This is a genomic window from Deltaproteobacteria bacterium, assembly GCA_003696105.1.
GTDB lineage: Bacteria > Myxococcota_A > Polyangia > Haliangiales > J016 > J016.
In genome coordinates this window covers 1-12,777 of record RFGE01000308.1, presented here as the reverse complement: position 1 = coordinate 12,777, position 12,777 = coordinate 1, and the positions used below count along the sequence as shown (strand labels likewise).

The following is a 12,777-nucleotide window of genomic DNA, read 5'->3' as shown; positions in this document are numbered from 1 at the left end:
GGTCAAGGACGGTGACGACTACGTGATCACCGGCCGCAAGTGGTTTACGACCGCCGCCGACGGCGCGGCGTTCGCGATCGTCATGGCCGTGACCGACCCGGACGCTCCGCCGCATCGGCGCGCGACGCAGATTATCGTGCCGACCGACGCGCCCGGATTTCGTCTCGTGCGCAACATTCCGATCATGGGCCACGCCGGCGAGGGATGGGCGAGCCATGGCGAGATCGAGTACGACCACGTGCGCGTGCCGCAAACCAACCGGCTCGGGGAGGAAGGCGCGGGCTTCGCCATCGCGCAGGAGCGACTCGGCCCCGGCCGCATCCATCACTGCATGCGCTGGCTCGGCATCTGCAAGCGCGCGTTCGATCTGATGTGCCGGCGCGCCGCGACACGAGACGTGGGCGACGGCAAGACGCTGGCGACCAAACAGATCGTCCAGGCGTGGATCGCCGAGTGCCGCGCCAAAATGGTTGCCGCGCGGTGGGCCGTGCTCGCGTGCGCGTGGCGGATCGACCGCGAGGGCTTCTACGCGGCCCGGGAGGAGGTGTCCCTCATCAAGTTCTACGTCGCCGACGTGTTGTCCGAGGTGATCGACCGCGCCGTCCAGGTACACGGCGCCCTCGGCCTCACCGACGACACGCCGCTCGGCCACTATTACGCTCACGAGCGCGGCGCGCACATCTACGACGGCCCCGACGAAGTGCACAAGATCGTCGTCGCCCGGCGCATCCTGCGCGCCTACGCCGAGTCGACGCCGTGACCCGGCCAGCCGACGAATCGCCCGCGCTCGATCGCCCCGCGCCCGTCCGCGCCGGCGAGGAGCTCGACCTGACCCGACTGGCGCCGTGGGTACGCGACGCCCTCGGGAGTCCCGCGGCTCAGGTCACCGTCGCGCAATTCCCCGGCGGTCACTCCAACCTCACCTACTGGGTGCGCGTCGGCGACGACGAGTACGTGCTGCGCCGGCCGCCGTTCGGTGCCAACGTCAAGTCGGCGCACGACATGCGCCGCGAGTACCGGATCTTGTCGAACCTGTCGCGGCACTACCCTCGCGCTCCCGAACCGGTGGCGTTCTGCGACGACCCGGCGGTGCTCGGCTGCGAGTTCTACCTGATGCGGCGCGTGCGCGGCGCAATCATCCGGCGCACGCCGCCGCCGGGCATCGATCTGTCGCCGCCGGTGGCGGCGGACCTGTGCGAAGCGTTCGTCGACACGCTCGCCGAGTTGCATTCGCTCGAGCCGGACGCGATCGGCCTCGGCGACTTCGGCCGGCCGGACGGCTACGTCCAGCGCCAGATCGAGGGGTGGACGCGCCGCTACCACGGCGCCCGGACCGACGACGTGCCGGCCGTCGACCGCGTCGCGCGTTGGCTCGCCGACCACATGCCCGCGTCGCTGCCCGGCCGCATCATCCACAACGACTACAAGTTCGACAACCTGGTCGTCGACCCGGCCGAGCCGACGCGCATCGTCGGCATCCTCGACTGGGAGATGGCGACCGTCGGCGACCCGTTGATGGACCTCGGCACCGCGCTCGCCTACTGGGTCGAGGCGGCCGACCCGGCGCCGCTGCGCGCGGTTGCGTTCGGCCCCACCGCGCTGCCGGGCATGTTCACGCGCCAACAGCTCGTGGACGCCTACGCGCGCCGCACCGGACGCGACGTGGCGCACGTCGTCTTCTACTACGCCTACGGGCTGTTCAAGACCGCGGTGATCGTACAACAGATCTACTATCGCTACGTGCGCGGGTTCACCCGGGACGAGCGGTTCGCTCGGCTCGGCGACGTCACGCGGCTGCTGGTCGACGCCGCCGCGGCCGCCATCGACCGCGGCGCGATCACGATCGCCGCCTGACGCCGGGCGACGCCCGCGATCGTACGCGAGCGCACCGCACGCCGCGGTACCGGCGGCCGCTCAGCCCGCCGGCAACTCAGAACCAGGTGAAGCCCACCTGGAACGCGGCGCTTTTGCCCTTGACCTCGTCCTCCTCGTAGAAGCCGGTGCCGCCGCGCAGCTGCACGTCAATCCCGAACCGCGGCCGGCGCACGACCTCCACGCCGATCGCCGCCATCGCGCCGGCGACCGTGTCGGTCTGCACGTCCTCGTCGATGAGGATCCCGTCGTACTTGAATCGCGCGTAGGCGCTGCCGACGCCGCCTTGCAGCCACAGCCGCGGGGTGGCCCAGAACCGCACCGCCGCGGTCGTGATCACGTGGGTGATCGTCAGCCGGTCTTCCCGGTAGACCATCGGCCACACGTCGAGCATCACGCCGAGGCGCGGCGCCAACATTGCGCCGACGTGAAAGTCGAGGCTGCCCGATTCGAGCACCTCGTCGCACAGGTCGCGCGCCTCGGTAGCGCACTCGGCGCTGATGTTGCCGCCCCCGAGGCCGAAGCCGATGAGCAGCCCGTCGCGCGGCGGCGCGCGATGCCCCGCCGGCCGGTAGCCCCACGAGGGCTGCGCGGCGGCGGTAGACGTGAGACAGAAGACGACGGCGCTCGCGGTGAGACTGACGGCTATTTTCGACATGACCCTCCGGCGCGGACGGCACCGCAGACAGAAAGCAATCGCGATGCCAAACACAACGACGCGAGATCGCGTGTCGACGACTGTAGCATTCGTCCACGCGCGTCGGAATCGGCGACGCCCGTGTCGTCGAACGCGCACGATCGGCTACCCTCGCCTTGCCGCGTCATGTGCCTCATCGCCATCCTCCACGGGACGCACCCGGAGTTTCCGGTCGTCGTCGCCGCCAATCGCGACGAGGCGTATGCTCGGCCGGCTACGGGACCTCAGGTGCTGTCGACCGCGCCGCGCGTGGTCGGCGGCCGCGACGAGTCGGCCGGCGGCACGTGGCTCGCGGTGACGGAATCCGGAACGATCGTCGCGGTCACGAACCAGCGCACCGGGGTGCCGCCGCGCCCTGCCGCGCGATCGCGCGGCACGCTCGTCGTCGACGCGGCGCGCGCCGGCTCGGTCGACGCGATCGAAGCGCTGCTCGCCACGATTCGCCCCGGCGACTACAACCCGTTCAACCTGCTATTCGGCGACGCGACCGGCCTGCGCGTCGCCTATGGCCGCCCCGGCGCCGACCGCGTCGCCGTCCAGGCCGTGCCGCGCGGGGTACACATCTTGCCGAACGACCGGCTCGATGCGCCGTCACTCGCCAAGGTGCACCGCGCGCGCGCCCTCATCCGCCCCGACGCGAGCCTCGACGACCTCGCGCGCGCGTTGGCCGATCATTGGCTGCCGCCGGCCGACCTGGTGACCGCCCGGCCGGAGGACGCGCCGCTCGATGCCGCGACCGCGCGCCACCTCGAAGCGTTGTGCGTCCACACGCCGGTGTACGGCACGCGGTCGGCGTCGATCGTGGCGCTGCGCGCCGGCGGCATCGCGCGCTACCTGCACTGCGACGGGCCGCCGTGTTCGGCGGCGTTCGCCGACGTCACCCACCTGGTGACCGCCTAGCCGGCGCGGCCACTCCGGAGGTATTTCGCCGGCGCCGTGCCGCCGGGCGCGTGGTACACCCATGGTCATGGCGAGCCTTCAGTCGATCAACCCCGCCACCGGCGAAGTCGTCGGCGAAGTCGAGATCACGCCGGTCGCGCGCATTCCCGAACTCGTTGCACGCGCACGCAACGCGCAGCCCGCGTGGGGCGACCTCGGGCCGCGCGGTCGCGCCGACGTGCTCGCCCAGGTCGCGGACCGGATCATCGACCGATCGAAGTCGCTCGGCCGACTGCTCACGATGGAGATGGGCAAGCCGGTACGCGAAGCCGTCGGCGAGATTCGATCCTGCGGCGGCGACCATCTACGCGCCGAACTCGACGACATGGTCGACGCGCTGGCGCCAGAGGTCGTCGACGACGCGCGCACCCGGTCGGTGGTCTATCGCGACCCACTCGGCGTGTGCGCGGCGATCACCCCGTGGAACTTCCCGTTCGCGATGCCGCACTGGATGGTGATGCCGGCGCTGATGGCCGGCAACGCGGTGATCCTCAAGCCGAGTGAGGAAACGCCGCTCATCGGCCAGGCGTATGCCGACCTGCTCAACGAAGTGCTGCCGCCCGGCGTGCTCCAGGTCGTGCACGGCGCCGACGACCAGGGCAAGGCGCTCGTCGCGGCCGACGTCGACCTGATCGCGTTTACCGGCTCGCGCGAGGCAGGCAAGCACATCCTCGCCGCGGCGAGCCGGCGCCTTGCGCGCGTGGTGCTCGAACTCGGCGGCAAGGATCCGCTCATCGTGTTGCGCGATGCCGACGTCGGACGCGCGGCGAAGTTTGCGGCGCAAAACAGCTTTCGCAACGCAGGCCAGGTCTGCGTGAGCACCGAGCGCATCTACGTGGACTGCGCGGTCGCCGATGCGTTCCTTGACAAGTTGATCGCCGAGACTCGCCGGCTCACCGTCGGCAACGGACTGGATGAAGACACGCAGATCGGTCCGATGATCAACGCGAGGCAGCGCGACCACGTCGTGTCGCAAGTGCGCGATGCGATCGAACGGGGTGCCACCGTTGCGTTCGGCGGCGGCGGCGACCCGGACGGCAACTTCCTGCAGCCGACGATCCTCGTCGGCGTCACCCACGACATGGCGATCGCCGTGGACGAAACCTTCGGACCGGTGGCGTGCGTCACCGTCGTCGACGACGAAGACGAGGCGGTGGCGCTCGCGAACGACTCGCGGTTCGGCCTCGGCGCGGTCGTTTTCGGCGAACCGGACCACGCCGCCCGCGTCGCCCGCCGGCTCGACGCCGGCATGATCGGGATCAATCGCGGCTGCGGCGGCGCGCGCGGCACGCCGTGGGTCGGCGCGAAAGAAAGCGGCTACGGGTATCACTCGTCCCGCGACGGGCACCGCCAGTTCGCGCAGACGCGCGTGGTGAGCACGTCGAAGTAGCACGTGGCCCGCACCGGGCGCGCAACGGCCACGGCGACGACCGTCGCGCGGGCGGCTCGCGCCGCGCAGACGGGCCGCGCGATCGCCACCCTGGCGCGCTGGCTCGGCCCGTGGAGCCCGGCGAGCGTGCGCCCGCGCGGCGTCGCCCGGCGCACGGTCGCGGTCGACGGCCCCCGGCCGTTCGACGCGTGGTGGTACACGCCGCGCGATCGCGCCCCGCTCGGCGCCTACCTCGTCGCACCGGGGTTGCACTACGCCGGTCCCGCCGATCCGCGGTTCGACCGCCTGTGCGCGGTGCTCGCCGCCGCGGGCTTCGCGGTGCTCGCGCCGTTTTTGCCCGACTACCTGGCGCTGCGCGTGCGCCCGACCGCCATCGACGACCTCGCGCGCGCCTTCGACCTCCTTGCGTCGCTGCCCGAGCGCCCCGCGCGCGTCCGGCCGGGGGTGTTCAGCATCTCGTTCGGATCCCTGCCCGCGCTGCGACTGGCCGCGTCGGAGCGGCACGCGGATGCGGTCGGCGGCCTGATCGTGTTCGGCGGGTTCGCCGACTTCGCGCGCACGATCGAGTTTTGTCTCACGGGCCGCGTCGGCGGACGCGCGATCGCCCGTCGCGATCCGCTCAACCAGCCGGTCGTCGTACTGAATCTGCTCGACTGGGTCGCCGATCCGCCGCGCGATCGAGCAGCGCTGGTCGCCGCCTGGCGCGCATACGTGGAGGCGACCTGGGGCCGCCCGGAGATGAAACGCGACGGCGCATACCAGCGCGTCGCGCGCCGCTTCGAACCGGACGCACCGCCACAGACGCGGCGCTGGTACCGGATCGGCGTCGGCCTCGACCCCGGAGCGGACGAGTTGTGCCGCGCGGCGCTCGCGCGCCTCGACGACCGCGCCGCGTTCCTCGACCCGCGCCCTCACCTCGCGGGCATCCGCTGCCCGGTGCACATCGTCCACGGGCGCGACGACGACGTCATCCCGTACACGGAGGCGCTGGCGCTGGCCGACGCCATGCCGCGCCACGTCGACTGCCGCGTCCATCTCACCGGTCTGTACGAACACACGCAGGCGACGGAATCGCGGTGGTCGCCGTCGCGCGCACCGGCCGTCGCGCGCGAACTGGCGACGATGGCCCGCATCCTGCGCGCGATCGTCGCGTGCGGAACGCGGGCGACGTGACGTCCCGCGCGCGGCGGCGCAGTCACCGCCCCGGCGGCAACAGGAGTGCGGCGAATCGCTCGGGATTCGCGATCCGTTCGCGCCGAAACCACCGCTGGGCGCGCTCGGCGTAGTCGCGGCCCTCGTCGCCGCCGAGCAGCGCGCCCAGCCGCCGGGCCGCCGCCGCCTCGTAGCCAGGCAGGTCGGCCGACCGGCACCGCCCGATCGCGTCGCGCAGCGCGCGCACCGCCGCGTCGGCGTCGCCGGCGACGTCGGCGAGACCGGCGCGCACCAGCGCGGCCAGCGCACGCGAACAGCGCGTGCCCGCGCGCTCGAGCTGGCGCGCGGCGGCCGTCGCCGTGCGGATCGCCGCCGGGTCACCGGCAGCGGCCGCCGCCACCGCGCAACGCGCGCGCAGGTGCAGTGCCTCGAGCCGCACCATGTGGATCGACAGCAGCCGCGATGCGCGCAATGCGTTCCACCGCTGCTCGATCTCGCGCCACGCCGCCTCGCCGTACCCTTGATAGAGGCGAATCTGACAGCGTGCGAACAGGTCCCAATAATGTTGTAGATAGAACCCATCGTGCCGCAATCCGCGGCGCGTCTGCTCGGCCAGATCGCGCGCCGTATCCGGTTCATCGACGACGAGCCAGGCGACGTTGGCGAGTCCCGAGCTGAGGTTCATCACCGCGTACGCGTCTCCCCGATCGCGCGCCTCTTGCAGCCGCTCGGGTACCGAGCGCGCCAACTCGGCCGCGCTGCCCAGGTAGAACAGCGCGAACACGCGGAACATCATCGCACCGTGCAGCTCGTACGCGCTGCCCGGCAGCCGGTCGCGCACGATCTGCTCGCACCGCTCGATGCACGACAACGACCGCCGCCATTGTTCGGTCGCAAACGCGATCAACCCCTCGGCCGCATCCGCCCACATCAGCGCCTTCGGGTCGCCGAGCCGCTCGGCGATCTCCCGCCCGCGCGACGCGATCAACTCGGCCCGGGCGCGCGTCTTGAACCCGCGAAGCGACGCGTAACACGCCTCGATCGACAGCGCGCACGACGCGTGCCCCGGCGCCCCCTGCTCGAGCGCGGACACCAGATGGCGCGCCTGAAAGTATGCGCCGAGCACCGGGTCGCACATCGCGAGCGCCGACGCCGCCGTCCACGCGATCTCGAGCCGCCGCCGCGCGACCGGATCCACCTGGTCCGCGGGCCGCTCCTCGAAATCGAGCCCGCGCAGCCTCAGCCGCAGCCGCGCCTGCGCCAGCCGAAACAGCGCGCCCCGCCGCGTGCGCGGCAGCCGGTCGCCGATCGATTCCATCACGCCGCGCAGAAGCTCCATCCCCTGCTCGATCGAACCGGCCCGCAGCGCCTGCTCCGCCGCGCGCAATCGGTAGTCGACCGCGGTCTGCTCGTCGACTCCGCGCGTTGCGGCGAGGAACGCGTCGGAGGCCTCGGCGCCGCGGCCGGCGTTCGCCAGATACGTGCCGAGCTTGTCGTACAGCGCCGCCCCGTCGGCGCCGGCCAGCGGCCGCAGCTCGATGGCGCGCCGCAGCAGCGCCGCCGCGCGGTCGAACGCGAGCGATTCGGCCGCGGCGTCGGCCGCCACGACGCACAGCCGCGCGGCGCGCTCGCGTTCGCCCGCGCCCGCCCAGTGCCGCGCGAGCGTCTCGGCGTCCGCGCCCGCCCGCTCCAGCGCGAGCGCCAGCTCCCGATGCAGGGCGCGCCTGTCCGTCACCGACAGCGCGCCGACGACCGCCTCGCGCACCCGGTCGTGGTACGTCTCGACCGCGTCGTCGTCGCGCGGTCCCCGCGTGCGCACGAGATGGCGGTTGCGCAGCTCGACCAGCGCGACCGCCGCGGAGTCGCCGACCCCCGCCGCGCGCCGCGCCACCGCCTGCGGGATCGGCTCGCCGGCGACCGCAATGGCCGCCAGCAGCCGCCGGTGGGTGTCCTCGAGATCGGCGAGTCGCGCGCCGAGGACGTCGCGCAAGCTCACGCCCCGTTCGACCCCGGAAAACACCGCAGCCGCCGGACCGCCCCGGACCTCCAGCATGTGGCGCACGAGTTCGCCGACGAAAAACGGCGAGCCGCCGGACTCGCGCGCGATGCCGGCGACGTCGACCGCGCCGGGCAGCCCGCCGCCGCGCTCGGCGAGTGCGGCGGCCAGAGCGCGCGCATCGTCCGGCGACAGGGGCGGAACCTGCACGATCGTCGGCGACACCGGCGCCTTCGCCAGCGCGCGTAGAAACGCGCTCTGATCGGCCTCCTCGGCGCGAAAGCTGACGATCAACAGAACCGGCGGCGGGGCCGGCGGCTGGATCACGTCGACGAGCAGAGCCGCCGAGTCGGCGTCGCCCCACTGGACGTCGTCGATGTACAGCACGAGCGGCCCGCGCCGCGCCAGCCGCGTGAGCAACTCGCGGAACGCCGAGAACGCCTTGCGGCGCATCACCGCGACGTCCATCACCGCCGGGATGCGGCGCAGCGCGCGCGAAAACACCGGCACGCGGCTCAGCACCGGGAACAGTTTCGCCAGCGCGCCCGCGTCGGGCGGGACGACGTCGCGCACGTCGCTCGGCGGCAGCGCCAGCAGCCGCTGGGCGAGCGCGTCGACCAGGCTGTCGACCGCCTTGTGCGGGACGGATTCCCGCTCGTAGCAGCGACCGGCCAGGACGATGGCGCGGTCTTCGCGTCCCACCTCGCGCAAGAACGCGCGCACGAGCGCGGTCTTGCCCATGCCGGACTCGCCGGCGACCAGCACCGTGCGCTGCGCCCCCGAGCGCGTCGCGGCGAACGCATCCCGCAGCACGGCCCGTTCCCGGTCGCGGCCGATCAATGGCGCATCGTCGGGAGGGACCGCGAGGCGCATCGGCGCCGAGTCACCGGGGGCGTCGGCATCGCCGAGGCGTTCGAGCACCTCCGCGCCCGACGGGCGCAGCGCCGGGTCGCGCTCGAGCAGGTCGAGGCACAGAAGCTGCAGGTCCGGCGGTGCCGCCGGCGCGAGCCGGGTGAGCGCCGCCGCGAGCCCCCGGCGAACGCCTGGATCCGCCGCCGGCGTGGCCGTCGGCGCGGGCCGCCGGCCCGTGAGCACCTCAAACAACACGACGCCGACGCTGTACCAGTCGCTGGCCTCGGACAGCTCGCCGCCGGCCGCCTGTTCCGGGGCCATGTACGCCGGCGTGCCCACCACGACGTCGTCGCCCGGCTGCGGCTGGATGTCGCGCACGATGCCGAAGTCGAGCAGCACGACGCGCCCGTCCCGCGCGACCATGACGTTGGACGGCTTGACGTCCCGGTGCAGATGGCCCGCGCGGTGCAGCGCCACGAGCCCGCGCGCGAGCTGGAGCGCCGCGGCGCGCAGACGCTCGAACTGTGCCTCGTCGGTGAGCGGCCCGACGCCGGGGCGCGCCGGAGTCGCAGCCGATGGCCTCGCCTGCGTCGGCGCGGTGTCGCCGATGGTCGCCGTCGGCGTGGCGACCGCGGGTTCCGGATCGGGGCCGCGCACGTAGCTGCGCAGGTCGCAGCCGTCGACCAGCTCCATCGTGAACATCCACTGATCGCCGCGGTTGACCAGCTCGTAGAGGCTCACGAGATTCGGATGCGAGATCTCCGAGATCGTGCGGAACTCTCGCTTGAAGCGGTAGATCGCGACCGGGTCGACCTTGCGCAACACCTTGAGCGCCACCACGGCGCCGCGCTCGCGGTCGTAGACGCGATAGACCACCCCCATCCCGCCGCGGCCCAGCCGCCCGAGCACTTCGAACCGCTCGTCGCCATCGAGCGCGACGTCCGTGTCGGCATCGAAGTCCGTGGCTACTCCGCCTCCGCCGGCGCCTCCCACGTCTCGTGCAAGTGAACCCACTGTACGCCGTTCGGCGTCAGTGGACGTTCGCGGAACACCGCCGTCGAAATCCTGCACGTGTCGTCGCCCTCGATTCGTTGCCGCTCGCGGTAGGTCGCGACGCACAGCGCCCCGTCCGCGCACCGCACGTCGAACGAATCGACCGAAATCAAAAACGCATCAGGCGCGCGCCGACCATGCCCCCGCCGGATGACGGACAAGATCGACGCGCGGTCGTACACGCGGCCGTCCGGGGACACGAGCACGAAGTCGTCGGCCAGCACGCCGGCGACGCGCGCAAAGTTGGCGTCCGAATCCCGTACGACCCCGGTGAACCAGTCGGTGAAGAACTGGTGGAGTTGTTCGATCTCGTTCCGACACCGGCGCCGCACCGACATCCAGCCTACCAGCCCGGCCGCCGCGCCGGCGGGCGACCGGCCGGCGGCATGCGATCCGACGACGCGCTCGGCCGACCACTGGCCCTTGCGCTCGCCAGCTACGGGACGGTCAGTCCACGCGCTCGGCCGACCACTGGCCCTTGCGCGCGCCAGCTACGGGACGGTCAGTCCACGCGCTCGGCCGACCACTGGCCCTTGCGCTCGCCGCCGGCCGCCGGCCGGGCGAAGTACGTGCCGACGATGTAGTCGCCGGTGAGCGCCCCCTCGAACTCGGTCTCCACCTTGCACGAGCACTCCGGATCGACGTACGGCTCGATCTTGCCGCGAATCGTGCCGTTTTCGACCGCCAGGTACTCGACCTTCAGCTTCATCGCCGAGCCGTCGGTCGAAGCACCGAGCAGCGTCACCCGCGCGTCCGCGGTGTGGCGACCGAGCTGGAAGTTGAGGTCGATCGTGCCGGTCTTGGCGTTGTCGACGCCCTCGAACTGCCCCTTCCATTCGCCCGCGAGCCGCGCGACTTCGGCGTCGTCGCCGCGGACGGGCACCTGCCCCATCGCGCCGCCGCACGCCGGCGCCACCATAGCGAGGGCCAATACCGACCATAGTTTGAACCGCTTCATCCGTCGAACTCCTGGTTGTGGGACGCCGTTGTCCGTTCTGTCTGTATTTTTACAGCCCCACTGTCGAAATTGTTGTCAGGGCGCTTTCGATCCTCGGTCGGTTTTGCGTTTTTTTTCGCGGTCGACCGGCGAGCGGGTAGGACAATGCCGCAGATCGGCCATGCCGTTTCGCGACGACTTCTTTCGCTGCCCGTGCGGCGCGGCGCTCCAAGTGCGGCGCACCCGGTACGACTCGACCCGAACCTGACCGGACTGCGGCGGGGCATGGCTGTCCCATGGCGACTTGCGCGCGATGCTGCAATGGATGGCGCACGCCGGCGACCCGCCGCGCGCGCTCGCCTGGGACGACGTCGGTCCGAGCGACCGGACGTGCCCGGCCTGCGGCGCCGCGATGCGCCGGGTGGCCGCATACGGCGCGGTGCTCGATTCCTGCGCGGACCACGGAGTGTGGTTCGACCGGAGCGAACTCGAGCGCGTGCTGTATCGGTTCGCGATCGGCGAGCCGACCCGGTGACGCCGCTCGGCAGTCCCGGCCGCCGCGTCGCCGCGCCGCCGCGCCGCCGGGTCGCGCGCCGCATCACCGGCCGGCGGCGGCCGCGTAAATGGCGTCGAGCCGGTCGAGGAGGGCCGCCTCGTCGGCCGGGACGCGCGGCGGCGACGGGCGCGTGCCGTCGAGCGCCGCGATGAGCGCCGCCAGCGCGTCGACGTCGCCCCACGGCGCCAGCGGGCCGGGGTGCCACTGGCGAACGCCGCCGGACTCCCAAGCGGCGACCGGGACGCCACACCACAGCGCCTCGAGCCCGGCGATGCCGAACGGCTCCTGCCAGCGCGGCGCGAACACGACGACCCGCGCGCTGCGGTAGACGCCGGCCATGTCGGCGTGCGGGACCCAGCCGAGCACGCGCACCCCGGCGGCTTCCAGCGCAGCCCGCTCGCGTCCCGTGCCCGCCGCCACCAGCGGCCACCGCACGCCCGACCGCCGCCACGCGTCGACGGCATCCCACACGCCCTTGGCCGCGACGAGCCGGCCGGGGACGAGGACGCACGGCGGATGCGTCGCCGGCGCGGCCGGATCGATCCCCCACACGAACGGCGGGACGACCTCGATGCGGTCGCGCGGCACGCCGGCCGCCGCCAGCTCGGCGCGCATGTACTCCGACAGCACGATCGCGCGCGCCATGCGCCTCACGTGCGCCAGCCGCGCGGCCGTGATCGCCCCGATGCGCGCGAAATAATGTGGATCGTCGAAACAGCCCGCGCACACGTCGGGCGCCATCGCGTCGCGACACACGGCGCCGTCGGCGCGCCACTTGCCTCGACCGGGACAGAACGCGCGGTGGTCTTGCACGGTCATGACGGCACCGCGGTCGGCCGCCCACGCGAGCGCATCCGGGTTGACGACGTTGTGGACGTGCACGACGTCCGGGCGAACGGCACGCGCGACCGCGTCGAGCGCGGCGCGCGCGGGCGCCGGACCGGCGGACGCCAACGCCGGCACGCGATGGACCCGACACGGCGCGCGGGCGGTGCCGTCCTCGCGCCCGATCGCGATGTCGACGCGATGCCGCGTCGCCTGGCGGTCCGCGAGCGCGAGCAGATACACGTCGGCGCCTCCCCGCTGACTGAGGCGATCGGACACGTGCAACACCCGCAAGGCCGCCACGGCGCCGACGGCGTACCACGGATCGCGCCGCCCGCGGCATGCGCGCGGTCGCGCCGGCGATGCGCGCGCCGGCGATGCGCGTGTCCGCGCCGCGGCTTGCCAGGCGTTTACGTTCGGCGTCGGCTCCTCGGTCGGCGGGCTGTGCGCCCTCGGGGACGTGCCGCGGCGGTACACCGCGACCGTCCACGGCGGCTTCGTCGCCCTC

11 protein-coding genes are annotated in these 12,777 nt (G+C 72.8%); 6 read left to right on the top strand and 5 right to left on the bottom strand.

The genetic code is table 11. The features are described from left to right. Positions 1 to 760 (top strand): acyl-CoA dehydrogenase (locus tag D6689_19490; protein ID RMH38495.1); only part of this gene is annotated, 760 nt, incomplete at its 5' end. Next, positions 757 to 1,854 carry a phosphotransferase family protein gene (locus tag D6689_19485; protein ID RMH38494.1) on the top strand — a complete coding sequence of 366 codons (1,098 nt, stop codon included), beginning with the start codon at positions 757 to 759 and terminating at the stop codon, positions 1,852 to 1,854. The genes D6689_19490 and D6689_19485, both read left to right, overlap by 4 nt. A gap of 76 nt (positions 1,855 to 1,930) precedes the next feature. On the opposite strand, the gene D6689_19480 is transcribed toward D6689_19485, so the two are convergent. Further along, positions 1,931 to 2,530 carry a hypothetical protein gene (locus D6689_19480; GenBank protein ID RMH38493.1) on the bottom strand — a complete coding sequence of 200 codons (600 nt, stop codon included), beginning with the start codon at positions 2,528 to 2,530 and terminating at the stop codon, positions 1,931 to 1,933. A 165-nt stretch (positions 2,531 to 2,695) separates the two neighbouring features. Between D6689_19480 and D6689_19475 the strand changes: the two genes are divergently transcribed. The 3 genes from D6689_19475 (at position 2,696) to D6689_19465 (ending at position 6,071) form a co-directional block, all read left to right on the top strand. Continuing rightward, complete coding sequence (locus tag D6689_19475) at positions 2,696 to 3,469, top strand: hypothetical protein (GenBank protein ID RMH38492.1); 774 nt, start codon at positions 2,696 to 2,698, stop codon at positions 3,467 to 3,469. A 67-nt stretch (positions 3,470 to 3,536) separates the two neighbouring features. Then, complete coding sequence (locus tag D6689_19470; GenBank protein ID RMH38491.1) at positions 3,537 to 4,898, top strand: aldehyde dehydrogenase; 1,362 nt, start codon at positions 3,537 to 3,539, stop codon at positions 4,896 to 4,898. 3 nt (positions 4,899 to 4,901) lie between these two features. Continuing rightward, positions 4,902 to 6,071: a hypothetical protein gene (locus D6689_19465; GenBank protein RMH38490.1), complete on the top strand. Its 1,170-nt coding sequence runs from the start codon at positions 4,902 to 4,904 to the stop codon at positions 6,069 to 6,071. Positions 6,072 to 6,093: 22 nt separating this feature from the next. On the opposite strand, the gene D6689_19460 is transcribed toward D6689_19465, so the two are convergent. The 3 genes from D6689_19460 to D6689_19450 form a co-directional block, all read right to left on the bottom strand. Further along, positions 6,094 to 9,891 (bottom strand): serine/threonine-protein kinase PknK, encoded by a 3,798-nt coding sequence (locus D6689_19460; protein ID RMH38489.1) that lies wholly within the window; start codon positions 9,889 to 9,891, stop codon positions 6,094 to 6,096. Further along, complete coding sequence (locus D6689_19455; GenBank protein ID RMH38488.1) at positions 9,864 to 10,289, bottom strand: DUF4440 domain-containing protein; 426 nt, start codon at positions 10,287 to 10,289, stop codon at positions 9,864 to 9,866. The genes D6689_19460 and D6689_19455 overlap by 28 nt, the downstream gene beginning before the upstream one ends. A gap of 164 nt (positions 10,290 to 10,453) precedes the next feature. Beyond that, positions 10,454 to 10,870 (bottom strand): hypothetical protein, encoded by a 417-nt coding sequence (locus tag D6689_19450; protein RMH38487.1) that lies wholly within the window; start codon positions 10,868 to 10,870, stop codon positions 10,454 to 10,456. 322 nt (positions 10,871 to 11,192) lie between these two features. On the opposite strand from D6689_19450, the gene D6689_19445 reads away from it, so the two are divergent. After that, positions 11,193 to 11,423, top strand: coding sequence for a hypothetical protein (locus D6689_19445; GenBank protein RMH38486.1), 231 nt, complete (start codon positions 11,193 to 11,195; stop codon positions 11,421 to 11,423). Between the two features lie 63 nt (positions 11,424 to 11,486). On the opposite strand, the gene D6689_19440 is transcribed toward D6689_19445, so the two are convergent. After that, on the bottom strand, positions 11,487 to 12,777 hold a 1,291-nt coding region (locus D6689_19440; GenBank protein ID RMH38485.1), incomplete at its 5' end, for a glycosyltransferase.

Bases quoted from the DNA above. Each gene is read 5' to 3' on its own strand.
- D6689_19480 (RMH38493.1), bottom strand. From the start codon at position 2,530: ATGTCGAAAATAGCCGTCAGTCTCACCGCGAGCGCCGTCGTCTTCTGT.
- D6689_19470 (RMH38491.1), top strand. From the start codon at position 3,537: ATGGCGAGCCTTCAGTCGATCAACCCCGCCACCGGCGAAGTCGTCGGC.
- D6689_19450 (RMH38487.1), bottom strand. From the start codon at position 10,870: ATGGTGGCGCCGGCGTGCGGCGGCGCGATGGGGCAGGTGCCCGTCCGC.
- D6689_19455 (RMH38488.1), bottom strand. From the start codon at position 10,289: ATGTCGGTGCGGCGCCGGTGTCGGAACGAGATCGAACAACTCCACCAG.
- D6689_19475 (RMH38492.1), top strand. From the start codon at position 2,696: ATGTGCCTCATCGCCATCCTCCACGGGACGCACCCGGAGTTTCCGGTC.